The organism is Streptomyces sp. NPDC051243, assembly GCF_044455405.1.
GTDB lineage: Bacteria > Actinomycetota > Actinomycetes > Streptomycetales > Streptomycetaceae > Streptomyces.
The window spans coordinates 23,662-44,372 of the sequence record NZ_JBITES010000004.1 but is presented as its reverse complement, the minus strand read 5'-3'; the positions used below and the strand labels follow the sequence as shown (position 1 = coordinate 44,372).

The 20,711-nt window shown below is 71.4% G+C and carries 18 protein-coding genes; 7 read left to right on the top strand and 11 right to left on the bottom strand.

Annotated features, from left to right (window positions below; translation table 11 throughout):
* Positions 1-12: 12 nt before the first annotated feature.
* The 4 genes from ACIBAG_RS10775 to ACIBAG_RS10760 all read right to left on the bottom strand — a co-directional run bounded on the left by ACIBAG_RS10775 (position 13) and on the right by ACIBAG_RS10760 (position 3,162).
* Positions 13-453: a copper chaperone PCu(A)C gene (locus ACIBAG_RS10775; RefSeq protein ID WP_399104484.1), complete on the bottom strand. Its 441-nt coding sequence runs from the start codon at positions 451-453 to the stop codon at positions 13-15.
* A 32-nt stretch (positions 454-485) separates the two neighbouring features.
* Positions 486-1,139 (bottom strand): SCO family protein, encoded by a 654-nt coding sequence (locus ACIBAG_RS10770; protein WP_399103400.1) that lies wholly within the window; start codon positions 1,137-1,139, stop codon positions 486-488.
* A 97-nt stretch (positions 1,140-1,236) separates the two neighbouring features.
* Positions 1,237-1,983 (bottom strand): YcnI family protein, encoded by a 747-nt coding sequence (locus ACIBAG_RS10765; protein WP_399103398.1) that lies wholly within the window; start codon positions 1,981-1,983, stop codon positions 1,237-1,239.
* Positions 1,984-2,334: 351 nt separating this feature from the next.
* Positions 2,335-3,162, bottom strand: coding sequence for a hypothetical protein (locus tag ACIBAG_RS10760; protein ID WP_399103395.1), 828 nt, complete (start codon positions 3,160-3,162; stop codon positions 2,335-2,337).
* A 259-nt stretch (positions 3,163-3,421) separates the two neighbouring features.
* On the opposite strand from ACIBAG_RS10760, the gene ACIBAG_RS10755 reads away from it, so the two are divergent.
* From ACIBAG_RS10755 to ACIBAG_RS10745, 3 genes are all read left to right on the top strand, one after another.
* Positions 3,422-3,871: an ATP-binding protein gene (locus ACIBAG_RS10755; RefSeq protein ID WP_399103393.1), complete on the top strand. Its 450-nt coding sequence runs from the start codon at positions 3,422-3,424 to the stop codon at positions 3,869-3,871.
* Between the two features lie 240 nt (positions 3,872-4,111).
* A complete protein-coding gene (locus ACIBAG_RS10750; protein ID WP_399103391.1) occupies positions 4,112-5,056 on the top strand; it encodes an intradiol ring-cleavage dioxygenase in 945 nt (314 codons plus the stop codon).
* An 11-nt stretch (positions 5,057-5,067) separates the two neighbouring features.
* A complete protein-coding gene (locus ACIBAG_RS10745; protein ID WP_399103389.1) occupies positions 5,068-5,901 on the top strand; it encodes a triphosphoribosyl-dephospho-CoA synthase in 834 nt (277 codons plus the stop codon).
* Between the two features lie 52 nt (positions 5,902-5,953).
* Here ACIBAG_RS10745 and ACIBAG_RS10740 read toward each other — a convergent pair whose 3' ends face one another.
* The 4 genes from ACIBAG_RS10740 to ACIBAG_RS10725 all read right to left on the bottom strand — a co-directional run bounded on the left by ACIBAG_RS10740 (position 5,954) and on the right by ACIBAG_RS10725 (position 12,076).
* A complete protein-coding gene (locus ACIBAG_RS10740; protein ID WP_399103387.1) occupies positions 5,954-7,207 on the bottom strand; it encodes an MFS transporter in 1,254 nt (417 codons plus the stop codon).
* A 137-nt stretch (positions 7,208-7,344) separates the two neighbouring features.
* Positions 7,345-8,706, bottom strand: a complete 1,362-nt coding sequence (locus tag ACIBAG_RS10735) for a PLP-dependent aminotransferase family protein (RefSeq protein WP_399103384.1) — start codon at positions 8,704-8,706, stop codon at positions 7,345-7,347.
* A 92-nt stretch (positions 8,707-8,798) separates the two neighbouring features.
* The gene (locus tag ACIBAG_RS10730; RefSeq protein WP_399103382.1) at positions 8,799-10,292 is read right to left on the bottom strand and encodes an aminopeptidase P family protein; all 1,494 of its coding nucleotides are present in this window, start codon (positions 10,290-10,292) and stop codon (positions 8,799-8,801) included.
* Positions 10,293-10,564: 272 nt separating this feature from the next.
* Positions 10,565-12,076 carry a PP2C family protein-serine/threonine phosphatase gene (locus ACIBAG_RS10725; protein ID WP_399103379.1) on the bottom strand — a complete coding sequence of 504 codons (1,512 nt, stop codon included), beginning with the start codon at positions 12,074-12,076 and terminating at the stop codon, positions 10,565-10,567.
* Between the two features lie 503 nt (positions 12,077-12,579).
* On the opposite strand from ACIBAG_RS10725, the gene ACIBAG_RS10720 reads away from it, so the two are divergent.
* Entirely contained in the window at positions 12,580-13,239 is a 660-nt protein-coding gene (locus tag ACIBAG_RS10720; RefSeq protein WP_399103377.1) for a bifunctional DNA primase/polymerase, read from the top strand.
* Between the two features lie 55 nt (positions 13,240-13,294).
* Positions 13,295-13,912: a hypothetical protein gene (locus ACIBAG_RS10715; RefSeq protein WP_399103375.1), complete on the top strand. Its 618-nt coding sequence runs from the start codon at positions 13,295-13,297 to the stop codon at positions 13,910-13,912.
* A 243-nt stretch (positions 13,913-14,155) separates the two neighbouring features.
* Here the strand turns inward: ACIBAG_RS10715 and ACIBAG_RS10710 are convergent, their stop codons facing one another.
* From ACIBAG_RS10710 to ACIBAG_RS10700, 3 genes are all read right to left on the bottom strand, one after another.
* The gene (locus ACIBAG_RS10710; protein ID WP_399103372.1) at positions 14,156-15,121 is read right to left on the bottom strand and encodes a DUF5926 family protein; all 966 of its coding nucleotides are present in this window, start codon (positions 15,119-15,121) and stop codon (positions 14,156-14,158) included.
* Positions 15,122-15,240: 119 nt separating this feature from the next.
* Entirely contained in the window at positions 15,241-15,879 is a 639-nt protein-coding gene (locus ACIBAG_RS10705) for an ATP-binding protein (protein WP_399103369.1), read from the bottom strand.
* 205 nt (positions 15,880-16,084) lie between these two features.
* Entirely contained in the window at positions 16,085-16,912 is an 828-nt protein-coding gene (locus tag ACIBAG_RS10700; protein WP_399103367.1) for a glycerophosphodiester phosphodiesterase, read from the bottom strand.
* A 277-nt stretch (positions 16,913-17,189) separates the two neighbouring features.
* Between ACIBAG_RS10700 and ACIBAG_RS10695 the strand changes: the two genes are divergently transcribed.
* Together ACIBAG_RS10695 and ACIBAG_RS10690 are read left to right on the top strand one after the other, a co-directional pair.
* On the top strand, positions 17,190-18,728 hold the full coding sequence (locus ACIBAG_RS10695; RefSeq protein ID WP_399103365.1) for a S1C family serine protease: 1,539 nt from the start codon (positions 17,190-17,192) through the stop codon (positions 18,726-18,728).
* Between the two features lie 371 nt (positions 18,729-19,099).
* Complete coding sequence (locus ACIBAG_RS10690) at positions 19,100-20,671, top strand: serine/threonine-protein kinase (RefSeq protein ID WP_399103363.1); 1,572 nt, start codon at positions 19,100-19,102, stop codon at positions 20,669-20,671.
* Positions 20,672-20,711 lie beyond the last annotated feature (40 nt).

The following is a 20,711-nucleotide window of genomic DNA, read 5'->3' as shown; positions in this document are numbered from 1 at the left end:
GCGATCTCTCCCTCAGTGTCCGGTCTTCGGGTTGTACGTCGCCGATTCCACCGGCATCTCGACGGTGACCGTCCCGGACTCGGCGAAGTGGAGCTGTACGGTCACCTTCTCGCCCTGTTTGGGCTTTCGCTTCAGCTTGTCGAACATCAGGTGGCTGCCGCCGCTCTTGAACACGAGCTGACCGTGCGCGGGGACGGCGAGGTCCTTGGCCTCCTGCATCGACGAACCCACGGTCTCGTGGGCGGTCACCTCGCCGACGTCGCTGGTGACGGAGGTCAACTCGTCCTTCGTGCCGCCCTTGTTGGTGACCGTCAGGAAGCCGGCCGCCATGGAGTCGGAGACCGGCTGCGGCATGTAGGCGCCGCTGACGGACAGTTCGGCCTTGGAACCGGCCCCGGAGTCCTCGGAACCGCAGCCCGCGAGGACGAGGGCGCCGGTCGTCACCAGGGTCACCAGGGTCACCGGCCGCACTGGGGCGAACCGCCTCACGGCTTCTCCCCCTTGATCAGCTTGGGGAGGTCCTTGGTGTACTCGTCGACGGTGGCGTCCTCGGTGTAGAGGACGTACCCGGCGTCGGTCTTCGGCGAGAACGCGACGACCTGGGTGCCGTGGGTGGAGACCATCTTGCCGTTCTTGTCCTTGTGCGGCGGCTCGATGGAGATGCCGAGGGTACGGGCGCCGGCCTGGATGGTGTCGAAGTCGCCGGTCAGGCCGACGACCTGCGGATCGATGCCCTTGAGCCACTTGCCGAGCGCGGACGCGGTGTCGCGCTCCGGGTCGGTCGTGACGAACACGATGCTCAGCTCGTCCTGCTCGGCCTTCGGCAGCTGCTTCTTGGCGACGGCGATGTTGTTCATCGTCAGCGGGCAGATGTCGGGGCAGTTGGTGTAGCCGAAGTAGATCAGCGTCGGCTTGCCCTTCGTCTCCTTGCGGAGGTCGTACTGCTTGCCGTTCGTGTCCGTGAGGACCAGGTCAGGCTTCTCGAACGGCTTGTCCAGAACGATGGCGGCCTTGTCCGAGCCGGCCTCCTCGGAGACCACGGTGACGGGCTGGGCGCTGTCGTCGCCGCTGCCGCAGGCGGAGAGGGTCAGGGTGGCGGCGGCGACCAGGGCGGCCGCAGCGAAGGTCTTCTTACGCATGGCAAGTCTTCTTACGCATAGAAAAATGTCCCAGTTGTGAGTGCTCCGGCGCGCACCGGGGGCGTGCCCCGGCGCGCGCCGCGAATCAAAGGAGTCGTCAGGCGTCGGTGCGCCGACGACCGGCGAGCACGCCGTACGCCACGCCCACCGCGCCGACGACGATGCCGACCACGCCCAGGACGCGGGCGGTGGTGTCGCTGCTGTCGGCGGGCTCGGCGGGCTCGGCGGCCTCGGTCTTGGCGGAGGCGGCCTCGGCGTCGTCGGAGTCGGAGGCCTGGTCGGAGGAGGACGAGCCGTGGTGGCCGTCCTCGGCGGCGGACAATTCGAGCACCGGTGCCGGGTTCTCGGGCTCCTCCTGGCCCTCCTGCGGCACCTCGATCCAACGCACGACCTCCTTGTTGGAGTAGGTCTGCAGGGCCTTGAAGACGAGCTGGTCGGTGTCCTCGGGGAGCTGGCCGATGGCGACCGGGAACTTCTGGAAGAACCCCGCCTTGATGCCGTCGCCAGTGGCCGTCCAGGTGATCTTGGAGATGGCCTGGGAGATCTTCTCGCCGTGCATCTCGATCGGCTTGTCCAGCTCGGCCTTTGTGACCTTGATGTCCCAGCCGTTGACCGGCTCCGGCATCGCGGACGCCAGCGGATGGTCGGTCGGGAAGGTCACCTCGAGCTTGGTGGTCGAGGCGTCGTCGCGCTCGTTGGGCACCTTGAAGTCGACGACCGCGTAGCCGCCCTTGGCTGCCGTGCCCTCGGGCTGCACGCTGACGTGGGCGAACGCGGGGACGGACAGGGCGAGTACGGCCGTGCCGGCGAGCGCGCCCGTGGCGGCGATACGAGAGGCCTTCATGCTGAGCACTCCACTGTGAGTGAGGTTCGGATTCCGGTGGTGAAGAGGAGTACGCGTGCGCGGGGGGTGCCCGATCAGGTGCGACCTGGCGCGATCGGGCCCAACGGCCCCAAGGCTCCGTCGGCCCAAGGCTCCGTCGGCCCAAGGCTCCGTCGGCCCAAGGCTTCATCGGCCCAAGGCTCCAACGGCCCTGATCGAGCCCGATGAACCCCATCGGGCTCGATCAGGGCGATCAGCAGGGAGACCAGGCGTCAGGTGTCCCTCGATCGGAGATCCCGGGCACGCGTACGCGCGCGTGCCGCACGACAGCGGCCCCTCAGCCCACTTCGGTGGAGTGGCGGTCGCGTCGTGTCAGGCGGCGAGGACGAGTGCGGCCCGGGCCGGCGGGCCGCGCCTGATCACCGTGTGCTGGAGTGCGAGGGTGCGGGGCTCGGGCGGGCCGGACCAGTCGACGCACCGGAGCCGCGGACCCGCCTCGGGAGCGCCCGGCAGCCCGGCACGCAGGGCGCGCACCAGCGCGAGCGCCCCGCGCAGGGATCGTACGAACGCCCCCTCGGCGACCGAGCGCGCCGACAGGGCGGACATCTCGACGATGCGCAGCAGGGCCAGGTCCCCGCGCCGCAGCAGCCACCCCGCGACGACCGCCGCGAGCAGGTGGGCGAGCACCATGGGCAGGGACGGCAGCAGGGACGCCGAGGCGTCCGTGGCACCGGACACGGCGTCCACCGAGGGGTGCGAGGCGTGCGTGCCGGCGACCGGGTGGATCCGTGCCTCGGCGAGGATCCGCTGGGCCTGGGCGGGGCTGATGGCCGCCGCGGCGGTACCGCAGACGAGCCGCGCGGCCTGCTCGACGAGCGCGGCGTCGGAGGTGGCCGCGGCGCCGGAGACCCCGTTGGCCGCTCCGTGCTGCCCCAAGCCGAACAGCGTGTGCAGGACTGTCTGACCGGCCGCGAGCAGTGCCGCGATCCCGGGGAGCGAGCGCTCCCGCCCGGCGAACGGCACCGTGACCAGGAGCACCCCCAGGAACCCGGCGCCGAGCGTCCACAGCGGGATCGTGGCGCAGGAGCCCAGCGCGTGCCCGACCCCGGCCAGCACGACGCAGACCGCGGCGAACACCGCGGCCCGCAGTATCCGGAGATCTCCTCCGGAGCGCACCGTGCGCGGGTGGGGGGCAGTCATGGCGGGCTCATCATCGCACTGGCCCGAGGACCGCCATACGGCAGGTCCGCAAGATGACATACGGGCGTTTCAGGACGAACGGTGCGATAAGGATCGTACGACCGGAAGATCACCCTCTGGTGTGGGCCGACCCCACATACACCGATTCCCGCGTGGGCGCATCGACCATATGGGCGGCATCACGTCAATGATGTGCTTACACCCCCGCACTCGTGGCAATACGTAACGGTATGTCGAGCCGCGGCCAGGAGGCTGGAGCATGAGCATCTGGTGGTCACTCCATCTGCGGCGGGAAGCCGCGAGCGTGCCGCTCGCCCGGCGGTTGCTGATCGGCACCATGGAGACCGCGGGCGTCGACCCCGATGTGTCGTACGACCTGTCCGTCGCCCTCAGCGAGGCCTGCGCGAACGCCGTGGAGCACGGCGGCGGCAGCGCGCCGGACGGCTCCCCACAGGCGTACCGCGTGACGGCGTACCTGGACGGCGAGAAGTGCCATATCGAGGTCACCGACTCGGGCCCCGGTTTCACGGCACCACCCCGCGCCCCCCGCCCGGCCGCCACCGACGCCGAGCACGGCCGCGGCCTGTGCCTGATCGCGGAACTCGCCGACCACGTCCAGATCGGCAACAAGCCGGGGCGGAGCGGGGCGGTGGTGAGCTTCGACAAGATCCTCAAGTGGCGCAAGGACACGCCGTTGGTGGCGGTGTAGCGCCGGGGCAACGGTTGCCACCGGCATACGGCCGCCACCGGCATACGGCCGCCACCGGCTTATAGCCGCCACCCTGCGCGGGCGTTGCTCGCCGAGGCGTCAACCACCGCAGGCGGAGCGGTTCCTGGATGAGCCCGCCAACGGTCGGTGACGCCCGCCGACTCAGTTTCCTCAGGACTCACAGCCTCCGCACAGCGCCACCCCAAGCCTCTGCCGGGTGGCGTCCCTAACGTCCTGGTCATGACGGGAAACCACAAGGACAAGTCGATCACTCGGCGCCGTGCGATCGCGGTGACCGGAGGCACGGTCGCGGCGGGCGGGCTCGCCGTCGCGGGCTACCAGGCGGCCTTCGCCGAGACCGGCACGACCACGACCCAGGCCGCGGCGACGGCGAGCACGACCGCCTCGGAGAGCGCCGGCACCTGTATGACGCTGATGTCGAGCGTCACCGAAGGGCCGTACTACCTCGACGGCGCCCTGGTGAGAAAGGACATCACCGAGGGCAAGAGCGGTGTCCCGCTCACGCTGCGCCTCACCGTCGTCGACGCCACCGACGGCTGCACCCCGGTCCCCGGCGCGGCCGTGGAGATCTGGCACTGCGACGCCTGGGGCTACTACTCCGGGTACACCACGGCCAACCCCGGCGGCTCCGCACCCGCCGAGAGCGAGGACGGCTCGACCGCCGACGACAACACCTACCTGCGCGGATACCAGATCGCCAACGCCAACGGGGTCGTGAAGTTCGAGACGATCTTTCCGGGCTGGTACACCCCGCGCACCTGCCACATCCACCTGAAGGTGCACACGGGCGGCCAGAAGGAGGACGGCACCTACGAGGGCGGCAAGGTCAACTACACCGGCCAGCTGTTCTTCGACGACGAGATCGCCCAGGAGATCTTCACGCTGGAGCCCTACTCGAAGCACTCCGGCAGCTACACCACCCTCGACAACGACATGGTCTACGACGGCGGCGGCGCCTCCAGCGGCCTGCTGACCCTCAAGCCGGTCAAGAAGGCCGACCCCTCCAAGGGCTACAAGGGCTTCCTCACCCTCGGCATCGATCCCGACGCCGAGAACACCGGCGCGGGCAGCGGCGGCGGTGGCGGCGAGGGCGGTACGCCGCCGAGCGGTGCCCCGACGGGTGCCCCGCCGAGCGACGCGCCGTCGGCCTCGGCGTCCCCGTAGGGGGTACGGCCATGAGCAGCCGCGAGGACGAGGCGCTGGCGCAGGCCGCCGTGACCGCGTTGACCGGTCAGCTGGCCCTGGCTCCCAAGCCGGGCCTGCCCGATCCGCGCGACCTCGGCGCCCGTGTCACCCGCCGGGACCACCGCATGCTGCGCTGGTCGGCCAAGGCGCTCGCGCCGGGCCTCGCGGCGATGCCCGCCGCGGCCCGGCGCACGGGCGAGCCGACGCCCGGGCTCCGTAGCGAACTGGGCGCGATCGGCAGGTGTGCCGAGCACTCGGTGCACCTCGCGGGCGGCGGCCACCGGGGTGCGCTGTGGGCGCTCGGCCTGCTGGTCGCGGCCGCCGCGCTCGACCCCCGCGCCGGGGCGCGGGACGTCGCCGCGACCGCCAAGCGCATCGCCGCGCACACCGACAAACGCGCCGCACGCAGGCCCTCCCGGGGCTCTTCGGTGTCCGCGAGGTACGGCGCCGCCGGGGCGCGCGGTGCGGCACGGGCCGGATTCCCGCACGTGAGGCGGGCGTTGGAGGCGCTCACCAAGGCCCGCACGACCGGCGCCACGGAGGAGCAGGCCCGCCTGGACGCCCTGCTCACGGTGATGTCCACCCTCCAGGACACCGAACTGCTCTACACCGCGGGCCCCGTCGGCCTCCGGCACGTCCAGGCGGGCGCGCGGGCAGTCCTGGAAGCGGGCGGCACGTCCACCGAGGCGGGCGCGAAGGCCCTGGCCGACCTCGACGCCGGCCTGCACGCGCGCGCGTGGAGCCCGCGGGGGAGTGCGGGGCTGCTCGCGGGGGCGCTGTTCCTGGACTCGCTTCCGGTCACCGCTGCAACGCGGGCGGCCTGAACGGCACGGCACGAGGGCGGCCCGCCCGTCACGGCGCGAGGGCGGCCGCCCGTCACGGCAGAAGCGCGGGCTGCCCGACCGTCTCCTCCGCCCGGCGACCGGCGGCCCAGCGCGCCGCCGGTCCCATGCCGTACGACGCGGCCAGCGTCGCCCCGCCCAGCAGCAGCCAGCCGGGCGTCCCCCACTCCACCAGCAGGGTCGTCAGCAGGAGCGGTCCGAGTGTGCGGGCGACGGTGACGCCGGTCCCGAAGAGCCCCTGGTACTCGCCGACGCGTCCCTGCGGAGCCAGCTCGAAGGACAGCTGCCAGGACCCCGCCGACTGCCCCATCTCGGCGACCACCTGAAGCACCGCACCCACCACCAGGACACCCACGGCCACCCACAACGAAGCCCCCGCCGACAGCGCGAACACCACACATGCGGCGAGCATCACCCAGCCCGCGCGACGCACCGCGCGCGTGGCGGTGCCCAGGCCCGTGACGCCGCGCGCCGCCCTGACCTGGAACAGCATCACCGCACCGGTGTTGAGCACGAACAGCGCGGAGACGAGCCAGGCGGGCGCCTCGGTCCGGCGGGTGATCCACAGCGGCAGCACCAGACTCAGCAGCGGCAACCGGAGCAGCAGAACCGTGTTGAGGAGCGCCACGAGAACGTACGGCCGATCCCGCAGCACAGCCATGCCGTGACGTTTCCGCTCAAGCCCCCGTTGCCGTACCGGCACCGGCACCCCCCGCACGCCCGGCAACCGCAGCAACAGCCCCGCACAGACCAGAAAGCTCACCGCGTCCAACGCGAACACCCCGAGATACGCCCCCCGAGTTCCGGCGTGCAGCGCCAGCCCGCCCAGCCCCGCACCCACCGCGAGCCCGGCGTTGAGCGTCGACTGCAGATGCGCCAGCAGCCCGGTCCGCTCCCCGGCGGGCACGAGCCCCGCCAGCAGCGCCTGCCGGGCCGCCGCGAGCCCGGACTGAGCGGCGGCGTACGCGCACGCGGCCAGTACGAACGGCACGAAGCCGCGCACGACCGTGAACGATGCCACCGCGAGCCCCGTCGCGAGGGCCAGCAGCACCGCCGTGCCGCGCGGCCCGCACCGGTCCGCGAGCCGCCCCAGCGGAACCCCGACCAGCGAGCCGACCGCCCAGCCGACGGTCAGCCCGAGCCCCACGCGCGCGGGGGCGAGTCCGACGATCTGGCTGAAGTAGAGGGCCGACGTCGTGTAGTAGGCGCCGTCCCCGACCGAGTTGCTCAACTGGGCGAGGGCGAGGAGGCGTTGCGGACCGGGCGGCGGGACGAGCGAGGACGTCATGCCTACGACACTAGAAACGCACTGGGCCGCTCAACAGGACCAATCAGCGGCGGTTTCAGTGGCCCAATTCACTGATCGAACGACCCGTTCGGGGCTGCCCGCCCCGCCTCTCTCTGCCGCCCTCCAACCTGCTCCTCTCAGCAGCCCTCCAACACCCTCACCAGCACCTCCAACGCCTGCGGATACACCCGCTCCCGAGGCGTCCCGTACCCGACGACCAGCCCCTGGGGCCGCCCCTCGCCGCTGCCCGCGACATGCCAGTGCTCCCCCAGACATCCCACCGCGAGCCCTTCCGCCTCCGCCCGCGCCAGCACCCGCGCCTCGTCGTCGACCTCCACCAGCGCGTGCAGCCCGGCCGCGATCCCGCGCACGGCGCGCCGCGCCCCCAGCCGGTGCAGCAGCTGATCCCGGCGCCGCCGGTACCGCAGCCGGGAGGCCCGCACATGCCGGTCGTACGCATGGCTGTCGATCAGTTCGGCGAGCGCCAACTGGCCGATGGACTCGGTGTGATGGTCGCTGTGCAGCTTGGCGTCGGCGACGGCGTCGACCAGGTGCGGCGGCAGCACCATCCAGCCGAGCCGCAGTGCGGGTCCGAGCGTCTTCGAGGCCGTGCCCAGGTACGCCACCTGCCCCGGCGCCATCCCCTGCAGCGCGCCCACGGGCTGGCGGTCGTAACGGAACTCCCCGTCGTAGTCGTCCTCGACGATCAGCCCGCCACGCGCGCGTGCCCAGTCGGTGAGCGCGCGTCTCCGTTCCGGGTGCAGGGTCACGCCCGTCGGGTACTGATGCGCGGGCGTGACGACGGCTGCGTCACCGTCCCCCAACTCCTCGGCGCACATGCCCCGTTCGTCGACCCGCACGGGGACGACCCGGCCGCCGTTGCGCCGCACCACCTCACGATGGAACGGCAGCCCGGGGTCCTCCATCGCGATGACGCCCCCCTCCACCACGCGCGTGAGCAGCGCCAGCCCCTGCACATACCCGGAGGTGATCACGATCCGCTCCGGCGGCGCGATCACTCCGCGCGCCCGCCCCAGGTACCCCGAGAGCGCCGTCCGCAGCTCGATCCGCCCACGCGGATCGCCGTAGTCGTACGCCAGTGAGGGCGCCGTGGCGATGGCCCTGCGCAGCGCTCGCAGCCAGGCCGCCGCCGGAAAGGCCCCGACGTCCGGACTACCGGGTCGCAGATCGAATCGCGGCACGCGCGCGTGTGCGGCGGCTTCCGGCAACTGGGCGTCGACGGAAGGCAGCGAGGCGACCTGCGTACCGGCCCCCTGCCGGGCGGTGAGGTAGCCCTCGGCGACCAGCTGGTCGTACGCCGCCTTCACGGTGTTTCGGGATATCCCGAGCTCATCCGCGAGCCGCCGGGTGGCGGGCAGCCGAGCGCCAGGTGCGAGCCGCCCGTCCCGAACGGCATCGCGCAGGGCACGCTCAAGCCCCGCACGACGCCCGTCAGCCGCGATGACTTCCAGATGCAGGTCCACACAAACCACCCCCATAGGGGCGCGGGGAACTGCGCGACAAGCCCCCACGACCCGCAGACCGCGACGACGGCCCGACACCCCTCCGGTATCCGGCCGTCACACGCACGTCAGCCCTTCAGAGAGGCCATCCAGCTCTCCACCTCATCCGACCGCCGAGGCAGCCCGGCGCTCAGGTTCCGGTTGCCCTCGGCCGTCACCAGGATGTCGTCCTCGATCCGGACCCCGATCCCCCGGTACTCCTCCGGCACGGTCAGGTCGTCGGCCTGGAAGTACAGCCCCGGCTCGACGGTCAGCACCATGCCCGCCTCCAGCGTGCCGTCGACGTACGACTCCACGCGCGCGGCAGCGCAGTCGTGCACGTCCATGCCGAGCATGTGTCCGGTCCCGTGCAGCGTCCACCGGCGCTGCAGCCCGAGCTCCAGCACCCGCTCCACCGGCCCTTCCACGAGCCCCCACTCGACGAGCCGCTCGGCCAGCACACGCTGGGCCGCGTCATGGAAGTCCCGGTACTTCCCGCCCGGCTTCACGGCCGCGATACCGGCCTCCTGGGCGTCGTACACGGCGTCGTAGATCTTCTTCTGGATCTCGCTGAACCGGCCGTTGATTGGCAGCGTGCGCGTGACGTCGGCGGTGTAGTACGTGTGCGTCTCGACGCCCGCGTCCAGCAGCAGCAGATCACCGGAGCGCACGGGCCCGTCGTTGCGCACCCAGTGCAGCGTGCAGGCGTGCGGGCCGGCCGCGCAGATGGAGCCGTAGCCGACGTCGTTGCCCTCCACGCGCGCGCGGAGGAAGAAGGTGCCCTCGATGTAGCGCTCGCTCGTCGCCTCGGCCTTGTCGAGGACCTTCACCACGTCCTCGAAGCCGCGCACGGTCGAGTCGACGGCCTTCTGCAGCTCGCCGATCTCGAACTCGTCCTTGACCAGCCGGGCCTCGGACAGGAAGACGCGCAGCTCCTCGTCCCGCTCGGCGGTGACCTTGTCGGTCAGCGCGGCCTCGATGCCGGCGTCGTAGCCGCGTACGACGCGCACGGGCCCCGTCGCCTCGCGGAGCTTGTCCGCCAGCTCGCGCACGTCGGACGCGGGGATGCCGTACAGCTTCTCCGCCTCGGTGAGCGAGTGCCGGCGGCCGACCCACAGCTCGCCCTGCCCGGACAGCCAGAACTCGCCGTTCTCACGGTCGGAGCGCGGCAGGAGGTAGATCGTCGCCTTGTGACCGCCGGCGACGGGCTCCAGGACGAGCACACCGTCCTCGGTCTGGTTGCCGGTGAGGTACGCGTACTCGACCGACGCCCGGAAGGGGTACTCGGTGTCGTTCGACCGCGTCTTCAGGTTGCCCGCGGGGATCACCAGGCGCTCGCCCGGGAACCGCGCCGACAGCGCGGCGCGCCGCGCGGCGGTCTCGGCGGCCTGGGGGATCGGCTGCAGGTCACGCAGCTCCGTGTCGGCCCAGCCGGACTTCATGTTCTCGGCGAGCTCGTCGGACACGCCCGGGTACAGGCCGTTCTTGCGCTGCTTGATCGGCTCTTCGGACTCAGGCTCCGAGCCCGCTGCGTCAGCAGCAGGATCAGACACAGCCGGGGTGAGCTCGTCGGCCACGGTCATCCTCCTCGATACGGCGCTGGACCCCCACCATCGTACGGTCGTACGTAAGGGGGCCCAGGGCCGAAAGGCCTGTTACCCGCGCCGGGGCGCCGCTGTTATGGCCGAGGTCACTCGCCTGTTATGAGTGCTTTCCGCGGACGATTACGCACGCGTGCGGGACGACTACGCACGCATATCGGGCGACTACGATTGGCTGCCGCACGACTACGCGCGCGTGCCGGGTCGCTACGCGACGCGCGCCGCCGATCCGCTCCTCGACGCGTACCAGTCCGCTACGCGAAGCGAGCCGCCAGCAGCACCACGTCCTCCTCGCTGTCCGCCCGGTCCCGCCCGTCCGGCAGCACCGTCCGCAGGACGTGGTCGACGACGGCGTCCGGGTCGTGCCGGATGGCCCTGGGCACCCCGGCCGCCGCCGCGTGCAGCCGGGCGAACGCCCGGTCCGTGGGGTCGCCGGTGCGGTGCAGCAGTCCGTCGGTGTACAGCAGAACCGTCTCTCCGGCTTGCGCCGTCAGCTCTACGCTCGGCGCCTCCCAGCAGGCCAGCATGCCCAGCGGCGCGGACACGGACGTCTCCACGAACTCCGTCCGCCGCTCGCCGATCAGCAGCGGCGGGGTGTGTCCGGCTCCGGCGAGCGTGATCTTGCGCAGGGCCGGCTCGCAGTAGGCGAACAGCGCGGTGGCGGAGCGGGCGGGCTCGGTGAGTCTGAGCAGCAGTTCCAGGTCGGAGAGCACCGCGACCGGGTCCTCGCCCTCCATGACGGCGTACGCGCGCAGGCTGGCCCTGAGCCGTCCCATCGCGGCGACCGCGCTGGGCCCGGACCCGGTCACCGAGCCGACCGCCAGGCCGAGCGCGGCGTCCGGGAGGGGCAGCGCGTCGTACCAGTCGCCGCCCCCGCGCGGGCCGGTGCGGTGCCGGGCGGCGAGCTTGACGCCCGCCATGCGGGGCAGCCGGGACGGGAGCAGTTCCTCGGCCATGGTCCGCATGCACGCGCGCGTGCGCTCGACCTCGAGGAGCCGGGCCAGGTGCTCGGTGGCGTAGCGGGTGTACAGGCCGACGAGGTGGCGCCGGCGCTCGGCCGGTTCGGCGGGCTCGTCGTACAGCCATACGGCGGCGCCGAGGCGTCCGGCCGCCTCGGTGGACAGGGGGAGTGCGTAGCTGGCGGCGTAGCCGAGGCGTGCGGCCACCTCACGGTGCCGTGGGTCGAGACCGTCCTCGGCGAACAGGTCGGGCTCGGCGATCTCGCCGTCCCCGCCCGGGAGGCCGTCGAGGATCCTGCCGTACGACATCACGCTGCGCGGGACCGTCTCGATGTGCCCGAGGTCCGCGCGGGCCAGGCCGAGCCCGATGGTCGTGTCGGGGCCCTGCCCGTCCGCCGGTTCCAGTACGACGAGACCGCGCCGGGCGCCCACGAGGGCGGATCCGGCGCGCAGCAGTTCCTCGAGGGCCTCGGCGAGCACGCTCGTGCGGGCCAGGCGTTCGGTGAGTTCGTGGAGTGTCGTGAGGTCCGAGACCCAGCCGGCCAGTCGGTCCTGGAGCAGCACCCCCGGTGGGTTCGGTGGTGGGACCGCTGAGGCACCCGAGGCCGCCTGCGCGGGCGCGACAGTGTGTGCGGGCGAGGGAACCGTCGAATCGATTCCGGCCACTTTCGGAGGGTGGGGAGCGTTCATGGCGTCCGGCTTTCCGACCGGTGCGTATTGCTCAAAAGCATCGCAAACCCCCATGTCATTCTGCGCCGCTAGCAGTGTCTCCACATGTACACGCACTCGTGAGGGGATGTCCAGCATTGTCCTGCCTGGATTCCTGGTGTCCGTGAGTAGCCAGAGCACTCGTCGGAGATCTCTTGCACAAAGGCAAAGTTGGCTTAAAACTGCCGCAGTGAACGGGGTATTGCGGTCGACTGGTTTCGCTCCACGGAGCGTCACAGCGGTCGTGATGGGTACGTACTCGGAGAAGGCCAGGGGTGGTTGACAACCACCCGGAACCTGGTGACGGACCCGGGCGTCTTAGCCACCGACGATCGTGCCCCATCCTCCCGTGGCGGAGGCGAAGAGAAATACGCGCGACGGCAAAACGCCAGACTTCGCCACCCCACGCCACGCCCATGCTTTTGATGCACGCAGTATGGACGAGGCTGCCGCGGAAGCAGTCAACGCTCGGCCCATAGGGGTTCCCCTTGCTCAAGGCAGGGGTGTGATGCGCCATTAGGTACGCACAGTGAAGTGATCGACACATGGTGTGATGTGGACCACGGTGTTGCCAGCGGTGCAACGGAAAGGAACGAGCGCTCATGCGCGAGATCCTCGGAAGGCGACGCAGGCCCCTGCGCGGTGACGGGAGGCCTGAGTTGATCAGCGCGGCCCTCACCTTCGCGACGGAATGGCAGTGGCCGGTACTCCCGGGCGTGGCGGCGGATCCGCAGGGGCGGGACCGCTGCGGTTGCCCTGACCCCGAGTGCACGGTGCCCGGTGCCCACCCCTTCGATCCGGGCCTCCTCGCGGCCACCACCGACGAGCGCATGGTGCGCTGGTGGTGGGCCAACCGGCCCGCGGCCCCGATCATCCTCGCCACCGGCGGCAAGGCGCCCTGCGCGGTCAGCCTCCCCGCCCTGCCGGCCGCGCACGCCCTCACCGCACTCGACCGCATGGGCATGCGCCTCGGCCCGGTCGTCGCCTCGCCCACCCGCTGGGCGATCCTGGTGAAGCCGTACTCCATGGAACAGCTGGGCGAACTGCTCTACGCCAAGGACTTCGTCCCGGGTTCCCTGCGCTTCCATGGCGAGGGCGGCTATCTCGCCCTGCCCCCCTCCGAGACGGGCCAGGGCCCCATCAGCTGGCAGCGCGCCCCGCTGCCCGGCTCGGCCTCTCCGTGGGTGCCCGATGTGGAGGCCGTCGTCGACGCGGTGATCGAGGCCCTCACTCGTACGGGTGTGAGCGCGCCCGAGTTGTAGGCCACTCCGGCGCGCGTGGAACGGCGCACGTGCGCGCGGTCGTTACATTCCGTGTATGCCCCGTCACGCTGAGACACGCCGTCCAGGCTCAGGAAAAGTCCGTCTGTCCGCCCTCGCCGGCGTCGTGGTGGGCGCGGTCGCGCTGCCGCTGGCCGTCGCGTCCGCAGGGCCCGTCGGCGAGGAGGACCGTGCCCTCGGCCATACGTCACGCAAGGCCGAGCGGCCGTCGGCACCTCCTTCGCCGGCCGCCGATCCCAAAGGACCCTCCGCCGAGGCCGAGGACTCCCCCCTGCTGCTCGGCCTGGGGCTGGCCACCGCCACCCGCTGCGGCCCCGAGCTCATCTCCCCGGAGGGCATCGAGGCGCAGACCTGTGTCCTCACGCAGGGCGAGGAGACCTGGGCGCGCACGTATTTCCGCAACGCCACCGGCGGCGCGCTGGACTCCGTACTGAGCCTCATGGGACCCGGTGGGCGCACCGTGCAGATGCGCTGCGCCGGGGGCGCCGAGGACGAACCGGCGACATGCGAGACGCCCCGGCAGCGGACCCGCGGGGGCCTGGACGCCTACACGGCGGTCGCGGAGTTCGCCTCGGGGGCCGCGAACGGGCCGCTGCTGCTGCGCGCCGCGAGCAACTCGGTGCCGGACGATTCCACGGCATCCATGGGGCGTTGACACGCGACGTCGTTCCGTACACGACCGCGCGCATGGAAAGACCCGGTTGCTGGCGACGGGGGATGCACCAGCAACCGGGCTACTGGAACGGTAACAAGAGATCGGCGGTTCGCAAATTCGATCCGGGCTTTCAAGTCACGGATTCCCTTGCTCCGCATGGGAGTTGTGATCGGATTCACCCCTCCCATGAGGGCCGGTTCGGCTGAACGGCCGTTCAGCCGAAGCCGGTCTCCGTCCTGTGCGTCAGCTGAGCGTGACCTGCCGGTTGGTCAGGCCGCCCCGCGCGCGACGCTCGTCCGCGGTGAGCGGAGTGTCCGCCGCCAGGGCCGCGGCGAGGCGCTCGGCGAACTCGGCCGCCGGCTTCTCCACATCCTCCGCGCTCATCTCGCTCGGCAGGTCCCAGACCGGCACGGTGAGGCCGTGAGCGCGGAAGGAACCGACGAGCCGGGTGCCCTCACCGAGGCTCGACCTGCCCGCGGCGTGCAGCCGCGCGAGAGCGTCCAGAAGCTGCTCCTCGGAGTGCGGCATGACCCAGCGCAGGTGGTTCTTCTCCGGCGTCCGGCACCAGTAGGCGGCGTCCACGCCGGTCAGCTTCACGGTCGGGATGGCCGCGGCGTTGGCCCGCTCCAGGGAGGCGGCCACTTCCGGAGTGGCGTTCTCCGCGTCCGGGACCCAGAACTCGAAGCCCTGGTGCACAACTGGCTCGAACGCGCCTTCGGGGTCGAGCAGATCCTGCAGTCGCGGACCGTCGGCCGGGGCGCGGCGGCCCTGGACCGGGGTGCCGGGCTTGGCGGCGAGGGCCTGCTGGAGGGTGTCGGCGAGGTCGCGGCTGATGTCGCCCGACGCCGTGTCGTTCTGCAGGCCGAGCAGCACCGAGCCGTCGTCGCGGCGCAGCGCCGGCCAGGCCATGGGCAGGACGGTGGCCAGGGTGACGGAGGGGACACCCTCGGGGAGGCCGCCCTTGAGGGGCAGTTCGACGGTGGCCGCGGGTACCAGTTCGCGCAGGGCCACCCAGTCGCACTCGCCCGGCAGGCCCTCGAACGGGCGGTGCACCAGCTCGGTCACCGCCTGCGCGGCGGCCCGGCCGTGGCAGGCCTTGTAGCGGCGGCCGCTGCCGCAGGGGCAGGGCTCGCGTGCGCCGACGACCGGGATCTCCGCGTCGCTGAGCTGCGGGCGCTTGGCCTGGGTCTGGGGTCGCTTCTTGGCCATCGTGAGTTGTCTCCCGGTTACGGCTCGTCTCGTACGGGCGCGAGCCTAGCCGTTCACACCATGGCCGACGGGAGCCTGTGGACAACCCACGGGTCGTGCCGTACGCCGTCTTCGGCGGGTCAGTCCAGATCGTCGAAGGCGTCCGTGAAGTCGAGGCCGGATATCGCGCCCACGGACGGTGCCGTGACGCGCGTAGCGAAGTCGTCGCGGCGGTGCCCGGCATCGGGATCATGAACGTCGTCGTGGACCACGACCCAGACCGTGACCTCGCCGCGGGCGTCGTCCCGTACCCCCCAGTCGTCGGCCAGGGCGGTGATGATGTTCAGCCCGCGGCCGCCGTGCGCGGTGACCGAGGGCGTGGCCGGAGCAGGGCGGGTGGGCCCGCCGCCGTCCGTCACCTCGACCGTGAGTCTGCCGCTCGCGTCCACGCGCCATGCGGCCCGGACGTCGCCGTCCCCGGACAGTGCATCGCCCAGCGGCCGGCCGTGTTTGCACGCGTTGCTCAGGAGTTCGGAAAGAATCAGTACGGCATCGTCGATGACCGATTCCGCTACCCCGCCCCTGCGCAACTGCGAGCGCATACGGTGTCTCGCTTCCCCCACGCCCGCAGGGCCATGGGGTACGGCCATGCTCGACGACGTGGGCACCTCCTGTGCCACCACCAACGCCACCCCCGAGACCTCCTTTGCCCCACGCCACGGTGTGGATGCCCCATTGGCCTGTACCGGAAACCGGCCAATCAAGGTCCGGCGACGCATTCACAACGATCGAATACGGACCGAACGCGCCGGAGCACTCCCTGTAGTCGAGATGGCTGGAATTCGTCGGTGTGGCCGAGAGTGGAGGATGGGGCTGGTGGGACTCGGGGGTCAAGAGGTTGTGCAGGGATTGATGAGGTTTTAGAGGTTTCCGAGTGTGCGGTTTGCTTTCCGTGCGCGCGTGTCGTTTTGGTACGCGCGCGTGTCAGCGGCCGAGCTGGTGCAGCACCGCGCGCGGGCGGTTGGTGATGATGGCGTCGACGCCCAGTTCGACACAGAGGTCGACGTCCTCGGGCTCGTTCACCGTCCAGACGTGCACCTGGTGCCCGGCTCGCTTCAGGCGCTCCACATACGCCGGGTGATTGCGCACGATGCGGATCGAGGGGCCGGCGATACGGACGCCCGCGGGTAGGCGGCCGTCCCGCAGCCTGGGCGAGACGAACTGCATCAGATAGACCGTCGGCAGCGTCGGCGAGGCGGCACGCACGCGATGCAGCGAGCGCGCCGAGAAGCTCATGACGCGCACCGGGGACTCCTCGGCCGAGGCGGGCGCGTCCAGCCCGAACCGCTTCAGCAGGACCAGCAGCCGCTCCTCGACCTGTCCCGCCCATCGCGTCGGGTGCTTGGTCTCGATCGCCAGCTCCACCCGCCGCCCGGCGTCGGCGACGAGTTCCAGCAGCCGCTCCAGGGTGAGCACGGAGGTGTCCTCGGGATCCTCCGGCCGGAACTCCCAGTCGGGCTCCTCGGACCGGTTCTTCCAGGAGTCCCGGTTCTTCCGGGAGCCGAAGTCCAGGGCGGCCAGCTCGGCCAGCTCCAGGGCCGAGACCGCGCCGCGGCCGTTGGACGTACGGTTGACGCGTCGGTCATGGACGCAGACGAGATGGCCGTCCGCGGTGAGGCGTACGTCGCATTCAAGAGCGTCCGCACCGTCCTCGATCGCCTTCTTGTACGCGGCCAGGGTGTGCTCGGGAGCGTCTTCCGAGGCTCCGCGGTGGGCGACGACTTGGATCTGGTGCTGCCGTGCTTGGGTCACCGCGTCATGGTGCCACCGCACCGGGGTAGACGTGGGACCGGAGGAACGGCGAGGGTGCAGCGATTGCGCCTTTTTAGTCCTACATGAGCAATATAAAGACTGGCCGTGGACCCACAGCGACCGCTTATGGTGCTCTGACGGCCCGTGGGAAAAGCTGACGGCATACATAAAGGCATGCACAGCTGAAGCGCACCGACCGCCGACAGGCACTGGCCAGCGTGAACGGGCGTGACCGAGTGCGACCGAAGACAACAGCCGTGGATCGAGGAGAGAAGCTGTGAGCACCGAGAACGAGGGCGCCGCGGTACCCCCGGCCCCGTCCGCACCCCCCGTGCCGGTGGATGCTCCCGCTGCTCCGGCGTCCCAGGAGCGCCCGGCCCGCGAGGGCGACGCCGCCCCGACCGCTCCGCTCCCGCCGGTGCCCGGTGGCACCCCGGCGAACACCAACGGCACACAGCCGTACGCCGCCCCGGCCGCCGCCAACGGGGCACAGCCGCCCGCCTCGAACGGCGCCCAGCCGCCCGTCACCCAGGGCTCGGCCCCCGACGCCTCCTGGCCGCCTCCGCCGCCGCCCGCCACGCCGCTCTACTCGGACAGCGGCGCCGCGGCCGGTGGTGCCGGCGCAGGTGGTGCGGGTGCCGGTGGTGCGGGCGCAGGTGTGGGCTCCGGCTGGGGCGCCACGTACCAGCCGCCGGCCCCGAAGTCCGGCCGCGGCGGTCTGCTCGCCGCGGTCCTCATCGCCGCGCTGGTCGCGGGCGGCCTGGGCGGTGGCCTCGGCTACACCCTGGCCCGGAACGACGACAGCACCTCCTCGACGACCGTCTCCGCCTCCGACAGCGGCGGCTCCGTCAAGCGCGACCCCGGCACCGTCGCGGGCGTGGCGGCCAAGGCGCTGCCCAGTACGGTCACCATCCAGGCCGAGAGCAGCGCGGGCGAGGGCGGCACCGGCACCGGCTTCGTCTTCGACACCGAGGGCCACATCCTCACCAACAACCACGTGGTGGCCGACGCGGTCGAAGGCGGCAAGCTGACGGCGACCTTCCCGAACGGCAAGAAGTACGACGCCGAGGTCGTCGGCAACGCGCAGGGCTACGACGTGGCGGTCATCAAGCTCAACAACGCCCCGTCGGGCCTGAAGCCGCTGACGCTGGGCGACTCCGACAAGGTGGCGGTCGGCGACTCGACGATCGCGATCGGCGCCCCCTTCGGCCTGTCCAACACGGTCACGACGGGCATCATCAGCGCCAAGAACCGCCCGGTGGCCTCCAGCGACGGCACCGGAAGCAACGCGTCGTACATGAGCGCCCTGCAGACGGACGCCTCGATCAACCCCGGCAACTCCGGCGGCCCGCTGCTGGACGCGCAGGGCAACGTCATCGGTATCAACTCCGCGATCCAGTCCGCCGCCAACGGCCTGGGCGGCACCAGCCAGTCCGGCTCCATCGGGCTCGGCTTCGCCATCCCGATCAACCAGGCCAAGTACGTCGCCCAGCAGCTGATCAAGACCGGCAAGCCGGTCTACGCCAAGATCGGCGCCTCCGTCTCCCTGGAGGACACCAGCGACGGCGCCAAGATCACCGAACAGGGCGCCGGCGGCGCGGACGCGGTCGAGGCGGGCGGTCCCGCCGACAAGGCCGGCCTCCAGCCCGGCGATGTCATCACCAAGCTCGACGACACGGTGATCGACTCCGGGCCCACCCTGATCGGCGAGATCTGGACCCACCAGCCCGGCGACAAGGTCACGATCACCTACGAACGGGACGGCAAGTCCCGCACGGTCGAACTCACGCTGGGGTCCCGCACGGGCGACAGCTGACGGTCGACGGCCACGCGCGCGTAGATCCGGTTCCCGACTGGAGCCGACTACGCGCGCGTGCTTTGTGAGAGGGCGGTTCCCGTCATGAGGAGTTTTCGAAAGGGACGGGAACCAGGCCGCGACGAACGGCGTCCACCCACCCGGTGGCCCCCTTTCGCATCGTCGATCGCCGAGGCGACGCCACGGTGGACGAACGGGCGGCTGTTCGCCATTTCGCGGGGTGCGGACCGTGCGACTCGCGCCGGAAGTCGCCGGTCGAGCGGCCACCATGTCCATGCAATCGAATGGGCTATCGTGCCTTCTCGACCTCGACTCTTCGCTGACGGGAAGCAGAGCCGCGAATGGGAAGCAGACAAGGGGACGATCTCGCGGTGTCCGATCTTGGGCGGCTCGTCGCCGGCCGGTACTTGCTCGTCGAGCGGGTGGGCAGCGGCGGCATGGGCACCGTCTGGCGTGCCGAGGACAAGATGCTCGGCCGCCACGTCGCCGTGAAGAAACTGCGCATCCCACCGCACCTGCAGGACGACGAGGTACGCACGCTCTACGAGCGCACCCGCCGCGAGGCCCGCAGCGCCGCCCGGATCACCCACCCCAACGTGATCGTCGTGCACGACGTGGTCGACGACGAGGGCCTGCCGTGCATCGTCATGGAGTACGTGCCCTCGGTCACGCTGAGCGACGTACTGAAGCGACGGGGTGCGCTGCCACCCGAGGAAGCCGCCCGCATCGGCCGCGCCATGGCCGCCGCCCTGCGCGCCGCACACGGCGCCGGGGTGCTCCACCGGGACGTCAAACCCGCCAACGTACTGCTCGGCGCAGACGGGCGAATCGTCCTCACCGACTTCGGAATCGCCATGGAGTCGGGTACGTCCTCGCTGACCAAGCCGGGCGAGTTGATCGGCTCGATCGGCTACCTGGCCCCCGAACGGCTCAGGGGCGCGCACCCCGAGACCGGCCCCGCCAGCGACCTCTGGGCTCTGGGGGCGACGCTGTACCAGGCCGTCGAGGGACGGGACCCGTTCCGCCGTGACACCGCGATCGAGACGGCGTACGCCATCGCGACGGACCCGTACGAGCCCCCGCGCAACGCGGGGGAGCTGGCCCCGGTGATCGAGGGTCTGCTCGTCAAGGACGCGAAGCAGCGCATGGACGTGCACGAGGTGGAGCGCCGCCTGGGGGACGTGACGGGCACGCGGACCGCGCCCCTCGATCCGCCCACGCGGCCGGACCGTACCGACGACCTCACGCCTCCCACGCGAAGGAGCGGCGCCGGCCGCCGCCGTACGGTGGTGCTGTCGGCCCTGGCCGTGACGCTCACCGCCTGTCTCGCGGGCGGCGCGGCATGGTGGCTGGGCGGCAGGGCCGACGGTCCGAGCAAGCAGGCGTCCGGTTCGGAGGCGTCCGGCCCGACGGCGAGCACCACTGCGAGCACCGATACGGATACGACTCCCGGCACCACCACTCCTGGCTCCAGCAGCGCCTCGGTGCCGCCGGTGCCGACCGGATACCACCTCGAGAAGCCGGACACCCGTATCGCCGTGCCCGTGCGGGACGGCTGGACCCGCAAGACGCTCTCCGGCGGCGAAGTCGTCTACCTGGACCCCTCGGAGCTGGTGGGCCTCAGGGTCAACGTCATCGAGTTCGCCGGCACCGATCCGCTGCAGCACTGGCGCGAGACGGAAGAGGAACAGACCGCCCGCGACAATCCCGGCTATGAGCGGGTGAGGATGGCCGAGACGACCTTCCGGGGACAGCCCGCCGCGTACTGGGAGTTCACCTTCGACGGCAGGGCACGGCAGTACCGCGCCGCGGAACTGGCCTTCGCGAGCACCGACGGCACCCAGTACGTCATCTACCTCTCCGCCCCGGACGCCGACTGGCACGAGTACCGCCCGGTCTTCGACACGGCCGTCAACGGCGTCCGCGTGACCGACGGCACCTGACCCAGGGCGCAACCGGCCGCAGGTGTTCAACCGGCCCCGT

What these genes read in the sequence shown, in the direction of transcription:
- ACIBAG_RS10730 (WP_399103382.1), bottom strand. Translation starts at nt 10,292, where the DNA reads ATGACCGTGGCCGACGAGCTCACCCCGGCTGTGTCTGATCCTGCTGCT.
- ACIBAG_RS10720 (WP_399103377.1), top strand. Translation starts at nt 12,580, where the DNA reads ATGCGCGAGATCCTCGGAAGGCGACGCAGGCCCCTGCGCGGTGACGGG.
- ACIBAG_RS10770 (WP_399103400.1), bottom strand. Translation starts at nt 1,139, where the DNA reads ATGCGTAAGAAGACCTTCGCTGCGGCCGCCCTGGTCGCCGCCGCCACC.
- ACIBAG_RS10755 (WP_399103393.1), top strand. Translation starts at nt 3,422, where the DNA reads ATGAGCATCTGGTGGTCACTCCATCTGCGGCGGGAAGCCGCGAGCGTG.
- ACIBAG_RS10740 (WP_399103387.1), bottom strand. Translation starts at nt 7,207, where the DNA reads ATGACGTCCTCGCTCGTCCCGCCGCCCGGTCCGCAACGCCTCCTCGCC.
- ACIBAG_RS10760 (WP_399103395.1), bottom strand. Translation starts at nt 3,162, where the DNA reads ATGACTGCCCCCCACCCGCGCACGGTGCGCTCCGGAGGAGATCTCCGG.
- ACIBAG_RS10735 (WP_399103384.1), bottom strand. Translation starts at nt 8,706, where the DNA reads ATGGGGGTGGTTTGTGTGGACCTGCATCTGGAAGTCATCGCGGCTGAC.
- ACIBAG_RS10705 (WP_399103369.1), bottom strand. Translation starts at nt 15,879, where the DNA reads ATGCGTCGCCGGACCTTGATTGGCCGGTTTCCGGTACAGGCCAATGGG.
- ACIBAG_RS10715 (WP_399103375.1), top strand. Translation starts at nt 13,295, where the DNA reads ATGCCCCGTCACGCTGAGACACGCCGTCCAGGCTCAGGAAAAGTCCGT.
- ACIBAG_RS10765 (WP_399103398.1), bottom strand. Translation starts at nt 1,983, where the DNA reads ATGAAGGCCTCTCGTATCGCCGCCACGGGCGCGCTCGCCGGCACGGCC.
- ACIBAG_RS10750 (WP_399103391.1), top strand. Translation starts at nt 4,112, where the DNA reads ATGACGGGAAACCACAAGGACAAGTCGATCACTCGGCGCCGTGCGATC.
- ACIBAG_RS10710 (WP_399103372.1), bottom strand. Translation starts at nt 15,121, where the DNA reads ATGGCCAAGAAGCGACCCCAGACCCAGGCCAAGCGCCCGCAGCTCAGC.
- ACIBAG_RS10745 (WP_399103389.1), top strand. Translation starts at nt 5,068, where the DNA reads ATGAGCAGCCGCGAGGACGAGGCGCTGGCGCAGGCCGCCGTGACCGCG.
- ACIBAG_RS10725 (WP_399103379.1), bottom strand. Translation starts at nt 12,076, where the DNA reads ATGCTGGACATCCCCTCACGAGTGCGTGTACATGTGGAGACACTGCTA.